The sequence below is a fragment of the Gelidimonas diazotrophica genome (genome assembly GCF_055694025.1).
This window is the reverse complement of sequence record NZ_CM146349.1, coordinates 276,147-291,284: the sequence shown is the minus strand read 5'-3', so window position 1 is coordinate 291,284 and position 15,138 is coordinate 276,147. Positions and strand designations below refer to the sequence as shown.

Annotated in this window: 14 protein-coding genes; 9 read left to right on the top strand and 5 right to left on the bottom strand. The window is 57.4% G+C overall.

Annotated features, from left to right (window positions below; all coding sequences use genetic code 11):
• Positions 1-19: 19 nt before the first annotated feature.
• A complete protein-coding gene (locus KGFNPO_RS01415; protein ID WP_472632755.1) occupies positions 20-298 on the top strand; it encodes an acylphosphatase in 279 nt (92 codons plus the stop codon).
• 242 nt (positions 299-540) lie between these two features.
• Here KGFNPO_RS01415 and KGFNPO_RS01410 read toward each other — a convergent pair whose 3' ends face one another.
• Positions 541-1,449, bottom strand: coding sequence for an AEC family transporter (locus tag KGFNPO_RS01410; RefSeq protein ID WP_472632754.1), 909 nt, complete (start codon positions 1,447-1,449; stop codon positions 541-543).
• Positions 1,450-1,598: 149 nt separating this feature from the next.
• Complete coding sequence (locus KGFNPO_RS01405) at positions 1,599-3,584, bottom strand: cation:proton antiporter domain-containing protein (protein WP_472632753.1); 1,986 nt, start codon at positions 3,582-3,584, stop codon at positions 1,599-1,601.
• Positions 3,585-3,668: 84 nt separating this feature from the next.
• On the opposite strand from KGFNPO_RS01405, the gene KGFNPO_RS01400 reads away from it, so the two are divergent.
• The 8 genes from KGFNPO_RS01400 (at position 3,669) to KGFNPO_RS01365 (ending at position 10,415) form a co-directional block, all read left to right on the top strand.
• Positions 3,669-4,694 (top strand): KpsF/GutQ family sugar-phosphate isomerase, encoded by a 1,026-nt coding sequence (locus KGFNPO_RS01400; protein WP_472632752.1) that lies wholly within the window; start codon positions 3,669-3,671, stop codon positions 4,692-4,694.
• Positions 4,694-5,239, top strand: a complete 546-nt coding sequence (locus KGFNPO_RS01395) for a KdsC family phosphatase (RefSeq protein ID WP_472632751.1) — start codon at positions 4,694-4,696, stop codon at positions 5,237-5,239. Before KGFNPO_RS01400 ends, KGFNPO_RS01395 begins: the two co-directional genes overlap by 1 nt.
• Positions 5,236-5,832 (top strand): LPS export ABC transporter periplasmic protein LptC, encoded by a 597-nt coding sequence (gene lptC / locus KGFNPO_RS01390; RefSeq protein WP_472632750.1) that lies wholly within the window; start codon positions 5,236-5,238, stop codon positions 5,830-5,832. The genes KGFNPO_RS01395 and lptC overlap by 4 nt, the downstream gene beginning before the upstream one ends.
• 53 nt (positions 5,833-5,885) lie before the next feature.
• A complete protein-coding gene (gene lptA, locus KGFNPO_RS01385; protein ID WP_472632749.1) occupies positions 5,886-6,434 on the top strand; it encodes a lipopolysaccharide transport periplasmic protein LptA in 549 nt (182 codons plus the stop codon).
• Between the two features lies 1 nt (position 6,435).
• On the top strand, positions 6,436-7,194 hold the full coding sequence (gene lptB, locus KGFNPO_RS01380; RefSeq protein ID WP_472632748.1) for an LPS export ABC transporter ATP-binding protein: 759 nt from the start codon (positions 6,436-6,438) through the stop codon (positions 7,192-7,194).
• A 34-nt stretch (positions 7,195-7,228) separates the two neighbouring features.
• Positions 7,229-8,704 carry an RNA polymerase factor sigma-54 gene (locus tag KGFNPO_RS01375; protein WP_472632747.1) on the top strand — a complete coding sequence of 492 codons (1,476 nt, stop codon included), beginning with the start codon at positions 7,229-7,231 and terminating at the stop codon, positions 8,702-8,704.
• Positions 8,705-8,810: 106 nt separating this feature from the next.
• Positions 8,811-9,176 (top strand): ribosome hibernation-promoting factor, HPF/YfiA family, encoded by a 366-nt coding sequence (gene hpf / locus KGFNPO_RS01370; RefSeq protein WP_472632746.1) that lies wholly within the window; start codon positions 8,811-8,813, stop codon positions 9,174-9,176.
• Positions 9,177-9,323: 147 nt separating this feature from the next.
• A complete protein-coding gene (locus KGFNPO_RS01365; RefSeq protein WP_472632745.1) occupies positions 9,324-10,415 on the top strand; it encodes an enoyl-CoA hydratase/isomerase family protein in 1,092 nt (363 codons plus the stop codon).
• Positions 10,416-10,693: 278 nt separating this feature from the next.
• Here the strand turns inward: KGFNPO_RS01365 and KGFNPO_RS01360 are convergent, their stop codons facing one another.
• Genes KGFNPO_RS01360 through KGFNPO_RS01350 form a run of 3 tightly spaced genes read right to left on the bottom strand, consistent with a single transcriptional unit; the run spans position 10,694 to position 15,120 of the window.
• A complete protein-coding gene (locus KGFNPO_RS01360) occupies positions 10,694-11,836 on the bottom strand; it encodes a deoxyguanosinetriphosphate triphosphohydrolase (RefSeq protein ID WP_472632744.1) in 1,143 nt (380 codons plus the stop codon).
• Positions 11,837-11,862: 26 nt separating this feature from the next.
• Entirely contained in the window at positions 11,863-13,536 is a 1,674-nt protein-coding gene (aroKB, locus tag KGFNPO_RS01355) for a bifunctional shikimate kinase/3-dehydroquinate synthase AroKB (protein ID WP_472632743.1), read from the bottom strand.
• Positions 13,537-13,584: 48 nt separating this feature from the next.
• On the bottom strand, positions 13,585-15,120 hold the full coding sequence (locus KGFNPO_RS01350; RefSeq protein ID WP_472632742.1) for an Ig-like domain-containing protein: 1,536 nt from the start codon (positions 15,118-15,120) through the stop codon (positions 13,585-13,587).
• Between the last annotated feature and the right edge of the window lie 18 nt (positions 15,121-15,138).

Genomic DNA, 15,138 nt, shown 5'->3' with positions numbered 1-15,138 from the left:
TCCGACAGGAGAACAAACCATGGCAAAAAATATGCGCATCGTCGGTCTGGTGCAAGGCGTCGGCTATCGCGCCGCTTTCACGACGCAAGCCCGCACGCTCAAGCTCTCCGGCTGGGTCCGCAACCGCCTCGACGGCTCAGTCGAAGCCAGCGTTGCCGGCGAAACGCAAGCACTCAAGCACATCATCGCCTGGGCCGAGCACGGGCCGGCCGGTGCGCAGGTGCGATGCGTGGCGGTGACTGAAGTCGATGATGAGTTAATCGCGGATGGCGAATTTCACATCTTGCCGAATAAGTAGGTCGGAAAAGCGCAGCGCCTTCCGACATAACGCCTTGGTTGTCGGAAGTTTCTTGTCGGAAGTTTCGTAGGATGGGTGAAACCCATCATGATCGACCGCCCAATGCGATGGGCTTCACCCATCCTACCTACTGTTTTATAGGGGTATTTTTAAAACACAAATGTAAACGTGCGTGAAATACCGTGTTTTTTGCCATACTCGAATGCAGTAATAATATTTACAACAAGTTTCCCGTAGCCTGTTCAACGCAAACCCATCCATAAACCGAGCGGCACGAAAGCGAGCGCGGCCAGGTTTCCTAGCAGCACAATCGAGGCCACCTTGTCCGGCTCTTGCTGGTATTTTTCCGCCATCATGAAACAGAACACGGCAGGCGGCAGCGCTGCAAACAGGTACATCTGACCGCGCTGCGCCGGGTCCATGCTCAGGACTTGATCCAGTCCGAATGCGACGATCAGCCCGGCAAGCGGGCAGACGATGGCGCCGACCAGGCCGATATGCCAGCTCTTGAAGGTAATGTCGAGCATGCGCACGCCGAGCGCGAACAGCATGATCGGGATGCACGCCTCTCCCAGCATTTTCATGCCCTGGAACAACGGTGCCGGGATCGGGATTTTCGCCACCGAGAAAATCACGCCGATGATCATCGACAGCATCATCGGGCCTTTCAGGAAAGCCCAGTGGGATGCGCCGCTGTTGGCACGGCCGGATTCAAGCACCTTGACGCCAACGGTAAAGTAAATCAGGTTGCATGCCATGAACAGCGCCACCGCTGCCGACAGGCCGGCCTCGCCAAACGCCAGCACCGCCAGCGGCAGCCCCATATTGCCGCAGTTGTTGTACATCATCGGCGGCACGAAGCTGCGCGCGTCAAAGCCAGACAAGCGCGCCACCGGCCATGCCAGCAATCCGGAGCCGAGCGAAATCAGCACGCCGGCCAGAATCAGGGTGGCGTTTTGGGCCAGGTTGAAATCTTTCGCCGCCAGCGCGGTAAATACCAGCAAAGGGCACAGCACATCCATGCTGACCCGATTCACCGCAGCCATATCGGACTTGGCCGCCGAACCCCGAAACCGGGCAAACGCAAAGCCAATTGCGATGATGAAAAAGACCGGCAAGATAATGCCGAGGATGCGTTCAAATACTTCCATCTGATTTCCTGATGCTATTTATTTTCGGTGGATGGGCACGCTTTTGTGCCCACGCGGACATGCACAACGATATTGGAAAATCCACGTTGCTTGGGTGGCGGTTCGTCTGGCACGCACGGGTGCGATGAAGCCGTACCCACCCACCATTTTCACTTCAATAGACGCGCTTCTGCCAGCGCTATTGCCCTGATGGTGCCGCGCAGCACGACGATGTCGCCCAACGCCAGAATCAGGTTGGCGGACAACTCAAGATTGCGCGGACCGCGGCGCACGGTCATGATGTCGACCTCGATGGTGTCGAGTTCCAGCGCCTCTAGCGACTTACCTATTGCCCTGGCTTTATCGCTTAACGTCACGGTACGCAAGCGTATCTGCAAGTAATCAGTATCATTGGCGTCCACCGCCATACCGTGAAAATAGCCGCGAAACGATGCATAGCGCTCGCCCCGCGCGGCCTTGATCCGATGTACCACGCGACGTAAGGGCACGCCCAGCAGCACCAGCGCATGCGAAGCCAGCATCATGCTGCCTTCTATCGCTTCCGGCACCACTTCCGTGGCGCCCGCTGCGCGCAATTTTTCAAGATCGGCATCGTCGTAACTGCGCACGATGACCGGCAGATTCGGCGCCAGCTCATGCACGCAATGCAATAGCTTGAGCGCCGACGGCGTGCTGGCATAGGTCACCACCAGCACGGCGGCGCGATTGATGCCGGCCGCGACCAGACTTTCCCGGCGCGCCGCATCGCCATACGAGACATGCGAGCCTGACGCCTGTGCGTCGCGCACCAGTTCCGGGTCCAGGTCCAGCGCGTGATAGGCCCGGCCCTCTTCTTCGAGCAGCTTGGCCAGACTCTGTCCGCCACGGCCGAAGCCGGCAATGATCACGTGCTTTTGGTTCGACATCGTGCGCGAGGCAATCTGGGTCAGCGCCAGTGACTGGACCATCCATTCGTTAGCCGACAATTTCAGCACGATGGCGTCCGATTGGGCCAGGATGAACGGCGTCAACAGCATCGACAACACCATCGCGGCCAAAATCAGCTGAATGATGAACGGATCGACCAGCTGCAGGGCGCCGGCCTGATTCAGCAAAACGAAACCGAATTCACCCGCCTGCGCCAACCCCAATCCGGTGCGCAAGGCAATTCCGGCGGAAGCGCCAAAGGCTTTGGCCAGGCCGGCTATCAGCACGAATTTGAACAGCACCGGCACCAGCAGCAATAACAGCACCAGCCACCAGTTCTGCAACACCAGCGTAACGTTGAGCAGCATGCCGATGGTAATGAAGAACAGGCCGAGCAAGACATCGCGAAACGGCTTGATGTCTTCTTCCACCTGATGCTTGTATTCGGTCTCGGAAATCAGCATGCCGACGATGAACGAGCCCAGCGCCAGCGACAAGCCGGCCATTTCGGTAATCCAGGCCGCGCCCAGCACGATCAGCAACAGATTGAGCATGAACAGCTCTTGCGAACGCCGCTTGACCACCACCTGGAACCACCAGCGCATCAGTTTCTGGCCGATGAACAATAGCAAGACCAGCACAATCACCGCCTTGAAGCCGGCCCAGGCCAGCGTTTCAAGCAAATGTCCCTGATCCCCGGCCAGCGCCGGCACCATAATGAGCAACGGCACCAGCGCCAGATCCTGGAATAGCAGGATGGCGATAATGCGCCGCCCGTGTTCGCTTTCCAGCTCCATGCGTTCGGTCAGCATCTTCGACACAATCGCGGTCGACGACATCGCCAGCGCGCCGCCCAATGCAAACGAGGCCTGCCAGCTGATCGACATCAGCTGCGGCAACAAAGTCGCCATCATCAAGCCAAATGCCATGGCGGCGGCAATCGTAAACAGCACTTGCGCCATGCCCAGCCCAAACACGGTTTTGCGCATGGCAAAAAGCTTCGGCAGCGAGAATTCCAAGCCAATCGAAAACATCAGGAAAACCACGCCGAATTCCGCCAGCTGGTGGGTATTTTTACTATCTTCCACCAAACCGAGTGCGTGCGGTCCGATCAGCATGCCTACCACCAGATACCCCAGCATCGGCGGCATTTGCAGCATGCGAAAAGCGACCACGCCCAACACCGCGGCGCTTAACAAAATGAGGGTAATTTCCAGTGCTGAGAACATGATTTTTAATAAGTTGGCGCAGGGCAGACAGTTTTGTTACCACTGGCAGGTTTTTTGCTTTGCTAATTCGATTATACTTTCAGTATGAATCAATCCATTGCAAAAAACTTGCCAACGACGTTCGGCGCACCCCAAGCGCTGCGTGCGCTCGATTTGGCGCGTGAAACGCTGCAAATCGAAGCTGACGCGATACTGGCGCTAAAGGGGCGGCTGTGCGCCGATGACAACCGCATTGGCCGGGCAGTTGCCATCTTGTTCGCTTGCCGCGGTCGTGTAGTGGTGTCCGGGATGGGCAAATCCGGCCACATCGGCCGCAAAATCGCCTCGACCCTGGCCTCAACCGGCACCCCGGCTTTGTTCCTGCATCCGGGGGAAGCGGCGCACGGCGATCTCGGCATGGTGACCGCGCAGGATGTTTTTATTTCGATTTCCAACTCAGGCGAAGCGGCGGAACTGGTGGCTATCGTGCCGATCATCAAGCGCATGGGCGCCAAACACATCGCCATGACAGGCAATGATGCTTCCAGCCTGGCGCTGCTGTCCGATGTGCACCTCAACGTCCGGGTCGACCGCGAAGCCTGTCCGCTGAATCTGGCGCCGACTGCCAGCACCACCGCCGCTCTGGCGCTGGGCGATGCGGTGGCGGTGGCGCTGCTGGATGCGCGCGGCTTCCAGGCCGAAGATTTTGCCCGCTCGCACCCCGGCGGCGCACTCGGCCGCCGCCTGCTGACCCGTGTGCGCGACGTGATGCGCAGCGGCGACGCGGTTCCGGCCATAGCGGTCGACGCCACGCTGAGCGCCGCCCTGCTGGAAGTTTCCCGCAAAAGCATCGGCATGACCGCCGTGGTGGACGATGGGTTTCACGCCGTCGGCGTGTTTACCGACGGCGATTTGCGGCGCCTGATTGAGCATGTCCAGGATTTCAGCAAACTGCTGATCGCCGACGTGATGCACGCCAACCCGCGCACCATCGGCCCCGACCAGTTGGCGGTGGAAGCGGTTGAAATCATGGAACAATTCCGCATCAACCAGTTGCTGGTGGCCGACACTGATGGGGTTCTGATCGGGGCGCTGCATATCCACGACCTGACCCGCGCCAAGGTCATCTGATGACGCAGGACAATGACCGTATCGAACGTGCCCGGCAGCGCGCAACCCAGGTCAAGTTGATGATTTTCGACGTCGACGGCGTCCTGACCGACGGCAGCCTGCACTTCGGCCCGGAAGGCGAAGTCATCAAGAGCTTCAACGTGCTCGACGGCCACGGCATCAAGCTGTTGCAGCAATCGGGTGTAGCCACCGCCATCATCAGCGCGCGCCAGTCGGCCATCGTGGCCCGGCGCGCAACCGATCTGGGCATTGTGCATGTGCAGCAGGGGATGCACGACAAGCGGCACGCCTTCGAGCAATTGCTGGCGCAGACCGGAATCCCGATGCAATCCTGCGGCTTTATCGGCGACGATGTGATCGATCTGCCGATCCTGACGCGGGTAGGTTTTGCCGCCAGTGTGCCGAACGCACACCCCGAAGTGCAGTGTCGGGTCCATTACGTGACGCAAGCCGGCGGCGGGCGTGGCGCGGCGCGCGAGATTTGCGACTTCATCCTGCGCGCGCAAGGCAATTACGAGGCGGCGCTGGCGCCGTACCTGACATGAAAACCGCCGGCGCGACCTATCGCCTGCGCCTGATCGTGATCATTGCGTTGGGTGTAGTCATGACGCTGGGCAGTTTCTGGGTGCTGGAAGTGATGCGCAAAAGCGGTATCGATAACGCACCGGATATTGCCCGCAGCGAACCCGATTTCTATGTCGATAATTTTAAATTCATTCAACTCGCCAAAAACGGACAGCTGCACTACAAGATGTCCGGCGACAGGCTCACCCACGAGCCACTGCATGACTCTTACCAAATCGTGCAACCGGTCATCATCAACCCGGGCCAGGCACGCGCACCGATGACGATGCGCGCCGAAAGCGCAATCATCGAAGACGATAACAGCAAGGTGCATCTGCACAAGAAAGTGCAAATCGATCGCCCCGCTTCCGGCCAGAGCCAAGCCCTGCACCTAGAAACCGAATACCTGCTGCTGCTGCCCGACGAAGATGTGATGCAGTCGGACCAGCCGGTGAAAGTACTGCTGGGCCAGTCCACGCTCTCGGGCAATGGCCTATTTGCCAACAACGCCACCCGGGAATTGCGTGTATCGGGCAATGTGCGCGGCAGCTTTCCGGCATCGTCGGCGCATTGATGCTTACTGCACCGAGCCTGCGGCAACCAACCCTCTTTGATAGGAATAGCGTTATGAAACGGTTTTTTCTGATGTCCCTGACGCTGGCCGGGATGATTTTTTCGGCGGGCGCGCTGGCCGAAAAAGCCGATGCAGACAAGCCGACCAACATCGAAGCCAACCAAATGGCTTACGATGATCTCAAACAGATCAACACCTTCATCGGCAACGTGGTCTTAACGCGCGGCACGCTGCTGATGAAAGCGGGCAAGGTGGTCGTCACGACAGACCCGGCCGGCTATCAGTTCGCCACTTTGTACGGCGCACCGGGTGCAGTGGCAACCTTTCGCCAGAAGCGCGATGGCGGTCCCAACCTGTGGGTGGAAGGACAGGCAGAGCGGATCGAATACGATACCAAGGCAGAAATAGCCAAATTGTTTTCGCACGCGAAGCTGAAGCGGCTCGATGGCAGCAAGACCATCGACGAAGTCGAAGGCGAATTCATTTCCTACAACAGCGGCAGCGAATTCTTCAACGTTACCAACAGCGCCAGCGGTGCCGGCACGCCGGGCAACGGGCGCATCAAGGTGACCATCCAGCCGCGTACTGTAAAGGGCCAATAAGATGAGCCGATCCAGTATCCCAGGCAGTACCCTGAGCGTGCGCGGGCTGCAAAAAAGTTACAGCAAACGGCTGGTCGTGCGCGACATCTCGCTGGAAGTAAAAAGCGGCGAAGTGGTTGGCTTGCTAGGCCCCAACGGGGCCGGCAAGACCACATCGTTTTACATGATCGTAGGTTTGGTGCCATCGGACGCCGGCACCATTGATCTCGACGGCGTCGACATCTCGCGCCTGCCGATCCATCGCCGCGCGTTACTCGGTCTGTCTTACCTGCCGCAGGAAGCCTCGGTTTTTCGTAAACTGACGGTCGAGGACAATATCCGTGCAGTACTGGAGTTGCAAAAAGAAAATGGCAAAGCGCTCTCGAAAGCTGCCATTGAAGAACGCCTGAACAAGCTGCTGGCCGACTTGCAAATTGAAAAATTGCGCGAAAATCAGGCGCTGTCGCTTTCCGGCGGCGAACGCCGGCGGGTCGAGATCGCCCGGGCGCTGGGCACCAACCCGCGCTTCATCCTGCTCGATGAACCGTTTGCCGGGATCGATCCGATTGCCGTCATCGAGATTCAGCGCATCGTGCGTTTCCTCAAGGAGCGCGGCATCGGCGTGCTGATCACCGACCACAATGTGCGCGAAACCCTCGGCATCTGCGACCGCGCCTACATCATCAACCAGGGTGCGGTGCTGGCCAGCGGCCAGCCCGACGACATCATTGAAGATGCCTCGGTACGGCGGGTGTACCTGGGCGAACATTTCCGCATGTGAAGATAAACCACCTGATGCGACAAGTCCTTTCGGTATGAAGCAATCACTCCAGCTGCGCACTTCGCAGCATCTTGCGCTGACGCCGCAGTTGCAGCAATCGATTCGCCTGCTGCAATTGTCGACGCTGGAGCTGCACCAGGAACTGGAACAGATTCTGTGCGACAACCCGCTGCTGGAACGGCTGGACGATCCGCTCGACCATTCGGTGCGTTTGCTGGCCGATGGCGCAATCAGCACCAGCCCTGCCACCACCACAGCCTCAGCTGAAACCGATCCAGCCAGTATGCAAGACGGCAGCGCCGCCGAAGCAGATGCCGGATTCGATACGCCCGATGCACAGACGGCCGCATCGGACTGGAGTTTTGACGATGTGGCGCGCACCAGCAAAGCACCGGAAGACGACGACGGCCGGGCCCAGCTCGGCGCCCACGAATGCACTCTGCGCGAGCACCTGCTGGAGCAAGCCCATTTAAGCTTGCAGCAACAGCGCGACCGCGCGTTGCTGGAATTGCTGATCGATGCGCTCGATGACAATGGCTACCTGGAAGAATCTCTTGACGCCATCCACGCTCGCTTGCCGTCCGAACTCGATATCGAGCCGGAAGATCTGACGTTCGCGCTGGCCTTGCTGCAAAGTTTCGACCCGGCCGGGGTTGGCGCACGCAACCCGTCGGAATGTCTGGCGCTGCAGATCCGCCGCCTGCCTAAAGCACCGTTCGTTACGCGTCGCCTGGCGCTGGCCATCGTCGAACAACACCTGGCTTTGTTTGCGCAGCGCGACTTTAGCAAACTCAGAAAACTGCTCGATTGCGACGATGAGGATTTGCGCGAAGCACAGGCGCTGATCAGGCAATGCAACCCGCATCCGGGCGCCATATTCGGCAGCGGCAGTGCCGATTATGTAGTGCCCGACGTCATAGTCAGGCCCGGCAAAAATGGCTGGCAAGTCAGTTTGAACCATGAAGTCATGCCGCGCCTGCGGGTCAATGCACTGTATGCCAACATCCTTAAGCAAGACAAGGGAAGCGGCTCGATGACGTCGCAGCTGCAGGAAGCGAAGTGGCTGATCAAGAATATGCGGCAGCGTTTTGATACGATTTTGCGCGTTGCACAAGCGATAGTCGAGCGGCAACGGAATTTTTTCAGCCACGGCGCAGTCGCCATGCGGCCTCTTGTCTTGCGTGAAATTGCTGATACACTAAACCTGCACGAGAGCACAATCTCCCGCGTCACTACCCAAAAATACATGCTCACGCCGCATGGTATGTTTGAGTTGAAATACTTCTTTGGCAGCCATGTCGCCACCGAAACCGGAGGAGAAGCTTCCTCCACTGCAATCCGCGCACTCATCAAACAATTGATAGGAGCTGAAAACCAGAAAACACCACTTTCCGACAGTAAAATCGCCGACATGCTGGGCGAGCAAGGTATGGTCATCGCCCGTCGTACCGTCGCAAAATACCGCGAAGCGCTCAAAATCCCGCCTGTCAATTTGCGAAAGTCTTTGTAGTCCAGTCGTCTGAAGTCCTTGCAATGCAGTTACTGTTGCTGCATTTTGACTCTGGCCGCCCCATCAGGCCCGAAGCAGGCAGCGATAATTTCCATAGGAGTGTTTTATGAATCTCACCATCAGTGGACATCACCTCGAAGTAACCCCCGCCATTCGCGAATATGTACAATCCAAAGTCGAGCGCATTACGCGCCACTTCGATCATGTCATTGATATCGCGCTCATCCTGAGCGTTGACAATCTCCCTGAAAAAGAAAAACGGCAACGCGCTGAAATCAACCTGAATCTCAGCGGGAAAGCGCTGCACGCTGAAAGCACGGATCAAAACCTGTACGCAGCCATCGATACGATGATCGACAAGCTCGACCGCCAAATCATCAAGCACAAGGGCAAGGTACAAGACCACCCACACGATGCCATCAAGCACCGGGACGGAGAACCCGAGTTGCCGGAAGCGTCCGCGATTTCCTGAGAGGAGATACGCAGAGTCGAACAATTCGACTCGCAACAATCAAGGGCGCAAGATGCGCCCTTTTTGGTACCTGATACATCGGTTCAATCTGCTACTGTTACCCGATTGCAACTCCATTCACCATTCCAGCCAAGGCGCACTTTCACCATGACAGAACACGTTCACATTTCGACCGAAAACCAGATCGGCTGCATCACGCTGAATCGTCCCAAGGCGCTCAATTCCTTGTCGCTGGAGATGATCCGGACTCTCACTGAAACGCTGCTGGCGTGGCGCGCCGACACCGGCATCCGCGCGGTGCTGATCCGCAGCAGCAGCGAAAAAGCTTTCTGCGCGGGCGGCGATATTCGTTTCTTTTACGATGTCGGCATTGCAACGCCGCGTGGCGGCAGCGCTTTGCTGGAAGATTTTTTCACCGAAGAATATGCGCTCAACCACCTGATCCATCATTATCCGAAACCGTATATCGCGCTGATGGATGGCGTGGTGATGGGCGGCGGCATGGGCGTGGCGCAAGCCGGCCCTGCCAGCCGGCTGCGCATCGTGACCGAACGCACCAAAATGGCGATGCCGGAAGTCAATATCGGCCTGTTCCCGGATGTCGGCAGCGGCTATTTTCTGTCGCGATGTGCAGGGCAACTCGGTACCTATCTGGGCGTTACCGGCGACATCATCACCGCCGCGGACGCCTTGTATGCGGGCCTGGCCGATTTTTTCCTGCCGTCGTCGCAATTGCCGGTCTTAACAGAAATGCTCGAATCCGGCGACGATATCGAGGTGCGGACGGCCATTTGCGACTTCGCAGCCGACTTCGACAATGGCATTGCGCCCGAGGCCAGCATGCTGGCGGTTCATCGGGACGCGATCAATCGCCATTTTGCACAGGATACAGTGCCAGACATCATCAAATCGCTGTCGCAGGACCAAGCACCGTTCGCCCAAAAGACTCTGGCCCTCATGCAAAAACGTTCGCCGCTGATGATGTGCGTGACGCTGGAACAGATCCGGCGCAGCGCCGCCCTGAGCGTGGCCGAATGCCTGCGCATGGAGCGCACCATGGTGCGTCATTGCTTCGAGCAGGGCGAAGTCATCGAAGGTGTGCGGGCACTGGTGGTGGACAAGGATAACGCGCCGCAGTGGAATCCGGCCACGCTGGCTGAGGTAACGCCGGACATGATCGCCGGCTTCTTCGCGCCGGTCTGGCCGCCGCACGCGCATCCGCTGCGAAGCCTCGAATAACCGTAACTATTCAGCCCGCATCAAGAAACTTCCAAACCGAAGTGGTTTTTTGTAGGAGCGCACCCGGGCGCGGAAGCAGTCGCCTGACTGCAGCCGTTGATCGCGCCCGGGTGCGCTCCTACAACATCGTACCATTCCGCTCTTAATTGCCTTGCCGGCTGAATAGTTACGGGAAACCTTTATAAGCAGGGGGTATATTTAAAAACAGTGGATTTTCCGCATGCTATACATGCGGTATTAAAAAATACCTGGAGGTGTATTTTTTAATGCCCCAATTATCAGAGTTCTTCCACCATGAATAAACGCCGATGTTCGCGCGTTGCATAACGGTCGGTCATGCCGGCAATATAATCGGCAATTTTGCGCGCCTGCGCCTGCAAGTCGTTCTGCCCGGCAGGCAGGCGATGGTCCGGCGGCAGCAGACTCGGCTCTTCCATGAAGGCTTCAAACAGCGCGGTAATGATGTGGCGCGCCTTGGTCGTCATGCGGTTGACCAGATAATGACGGTACAGATTCTCATGCAGGAAATGCTTCATCAGGGCGGCATCCTGCCGCATCTGGTCCGAAAACGCGATCAGCGTGCCGGCGCTGCGCACCGCGTCGATCGATGCCGGTTGCGCCTGCGCGATGCGGGCCTCGGAAGTCCGGATTAAATCGACGATCAACGCATTGATCATGCGACGCACCGTTTCATAGATCGCCCGCCGCCCGCTGATGCCGGGAAATACCGCTTCGACTTCGTGCCGATGACGCGCGAACAGATCGACTTCGCCCAATTGTTCGACCGTCAGCAAGCCGGAGCGCAAGCCGTCATCGATATCGTGATTGTTATAAGCAATTGCGTCAGCCAGATCGACCAGCTGCGCCTCCAGCGACGGCTGCCTGCGGTCGATGAAACGCTGGCCGATGGCACCGAGCTTGGCCGCATTTTCCAGCGAGCAATGCTTGAGGATGCCTTCACGGGTCTCGAAGGTCAGGTTCAAGCCATCGAAAGCGCCATACCGTTGTTCCAGCGCATCGACCACGCGCAAGCTTTGCAGATTATGTTCAAAGCCGCCATAGCCCTGCATGCAGGCATTCAGCGCATCCTGTCCGGCATGGCCGAACGGCGTGTGCCCCAAGTCATGCGCAAGCGCGATGGCTTCGATCAAATCTTCGTTCAGGCGCAGATTACGCGCCACCGAGCGGGCGATTTGCGCCACTTCAAGGCTATGCGTCAAACGGGTGCGGAACAGGTCGCCTTCGTAATTGACAAAGACTTGCGTCTTGTATTCCAGACGGCGAAAGGCGGCAGAGTGGATGATGCGGTCACGGTCGCGCTGGAACTCGGTGCGCGAGGAAGGCGGCGGCTCCGCAAAACGCCGGCCTTGCGATGTGGCCGGCTGGGCTGCATAGGGAGCAAGATTGGCGTTGAGGTTCATGGGCCTGGAGTCAAATTTAATGTGATTTAATGAATTGCAGCTTGCAGCGTTGCCAGCAGAATGTCTGGCGGCACGCTCATGATAGCGGGTTTTCCGAGCGGCTTGAGGAGGATGAATTTGATCTGGCCGCCTTCGTTTTTCTTGTCGACTTCCATCAACTCCAGCCAGCGCGCCTGGCCCAGATCCGGCGCTACCGTCGGCAAACCTGCTGCCTGCACCAGAGTATTGACACGAATCTTGGTCACGTAATCGATAAAACCCAGCCGGTACGACAGATCGGCGGCCATCACCATGCCGCAACCGACCGCTTCACCGTGCAGCCACTTGCCGTAACCGAGTCCGGATTCGATCGCATGGCCGAAAGTATGGCCGAAGTTGAGAATCGCGCGCAAACCGCCCTCGCGCTCATCCTGGCGCACCACATCGGCCTTGATTTCGCAGGAACGGTGGATTGCCGCGGTAATCGCGGCAGTGTCCCGCGCCACCAGTTTGGCGATATTGCTCTCGATCCAGTCGAAGAATGGCGCATCGATGATGGCCGCCATCTTGATGATTTCGGCCAGACCGGCGGCCAATTCGCGCGCCGGCAAGGTGGCCAACGTACTGGTGTCGCTGATCACTGCCTGCGGCTGGTAAAACGCGCCAATCATGTTTTTGCCCAGCGGATGGTTGATACCGGTCTTGCCGCCGACGGCAGAATCGACCTGCGACAGCAACGTGGTTGGGACTTGAATGAAAGGTATGCCGCGCATATAACTGGCGGCCGCAAACCCGGTCAGGTCGCCGATGACGCCGCCGCCCAGCGCAATCAGGGTGGTCTTGCGGTCACATTTTGCGCCCAGTAAGGCATCGAAAATCTGCATCAGACTGGCCCAGTTTTTATACTCCTCGCCGTCGGGCAGGATGATGGTCATTACCTGTTTGCCGGCCGCCTGCAACGCCTGCGCAAACGGCTCCAGATACAAGGGCGCCACAGTGGCGTTGGTCACCACCGCCACCCGCTGGCCCTGGATATGCCGCCCGAGCAGAATGGGGTCGGTCAGCAGCGACTGGCCGATGATGATCGGATAGCTGCGGTTGCCCAGATCGACTTTCAGTTGCATGGAATGGTGTTGCAAAGTATTCATCTGTTGCCGTTTATTCTGGGGTTCGTCAAGCGCACAAGAGTGTGCAGTCTGCTCAAACTGCACTGACAGTCCCAAGTGGTGCAATATGGAATGCACCATGAATTGTACATTTGGTCGCCCGGTATCGATGACGACATGGGCAATTTCGCGATACAGGGGATCGCGCTGGCGACTGAGTTCTTCCAGCAGTTTGCGCGGATCGGCAGTCTGCAACAACGGCCGGTTCTTGTCATGCCCGGTGCGCTGCAAAATATTTTGCACACTGGTACGCAAGTACACCACCGTACCGCGCGCATGCAAGTAAGCCCTGCTCTCTGCATCGAGAATCGCACCGCCGCCGGTAGCCAGCACGATGCCCTGCTCCGCCGTCAGGTCGCGAATCACTTCCGCTTCCCGCCGGCGAAAACTGCCCTCCCCCTCGATTTCAAAAATCCACGGGATCGAGGCGCCAGTGCGCGCCTCGATCTCATGGTCCGAATCAACGAAACGCTTGTTCAGTTTCTTGGCCAGGGCGCGCCCGACAGTAGTTTTGCCAGCGCCCATCAGGCCGACGAGGAAGATGTTTTTGTTCATAAAAAATAGCCGAAAGAATTCTTCGGCCATTATAAGGTGACTGAACGGCTAGTTTGCTTTGTAATTCACTGTCACGACTTGAGTGGACTCGAAACCATTGGGTGTTGTAAGTAATAAGGTTGCGCTTCCTGATGCAATGTTTGCACCACCGCCGAAGCATTTATCCCCCGGCGTGATTTCCACATCATGAGTGGTTCCTCCTGTCAGCACAAAACCATATTTAACCGTATCACCGACAACTTTCGCTGTTGCATTTTGCGAAGTGAGGATCGTTAGCTTCGATCCTTCCGGCATCGGATTCCCTCTTCCATCTGCCACATTGAAGGTAATGGTTTGCGGATCACAGCTTGTCGTCGCATCGGCATTGAAGTTGCCGGTAAAAGTAGCCAACGAGCCGCTCATGACAATCCAGATTTTGGTTGGTTTGATACTGCCATCCACCTGAACCGACGCGGTGACTGTGGCGATACCACTTGCGGGGCGTGGATTCTGGCCGACCAGTTTCACGCTACAGGCGCCGTCTTTGGTCTGGCACATTGCACTATTGTTTAGACCAGTAATTGCCCCACCATCCGTGATAAAGGTTACAACGGTGCCATCAGTCACCTGACCGCCCTGCTTGTCGGTCAATCTTGCCGTAATCGCGACTTCACTTCCATCAAAATTACCGGCTTCGAAGAAGAACTTGTCGGCAGAAAGCGAAATGCCGCCTAAGCTAGTGGTATCGTTGGTTACGGAGATTTGATCCGAGGTAGCAACAATTGAAGTCGGATTGCCAGTGGCATCAAGCACAGTTACTTTCACAGCAGCAACAGTGACCGTCTCGCCGGAATTTACGATCGCCGTAACTTCCCCGCCTTGGCCGGTCACGCCGCTGTTGCTGGCAAACGTCAAGTCGGCATTCGCGGGCTGGAACTCAAACTTAACTTTCTGATTGGCAATAGGTTGTCCGTTACCTGTGACCTTGAATATCACTTGCGCCGCCTGGCTGCGCCCCGTACCTACACTGCCTTTAATCAGAATCGAACGATCTGCAGGCATATATGAAACCAGCTCAATTGTCGATGGCGCGGCTTGGGCTGCAACCCCAACTTTCAAATTGGTGGTTCCGGACAGGGAAATCTGCGTCACTGGATTCGCCGCATCATTAAATGCCGATTCTGCCGCAATCGTGGTGGCTCCTGCCGCAGACGGACTAGCTGCGGTGATGGTGACTATCGCAACACCATTGGCATCGGTCAAATCGGATGCCGGGCTGACACCGACCAAAGTGGTATCTGCAGCTGAAAATTTCACGACTGCGCCCACGACGGGTTTACCCGTCGAATCCACCACCTTGGCTTTGGCGCTCAATGCGACGGCTCCGCTTACTAAATTTGCCGGATTGCCATTCTGATCTATCAGCGTCACCGTCATCTTGCCTTTGGTTGCGCTCAGATCGCCTGTTGCGCCTGTGCCCGCTCCACCAGTCGTACCTGGCGATCCCCCGCCACCGCCACAAGCCGCCATCATGATTGCAGCCAAAGCGCCTGCACCAATATTCAGAAGCATATTCCTCGAACTATTTTTCAGACCAAATCGCATTATTTTCTCCTTACCCTT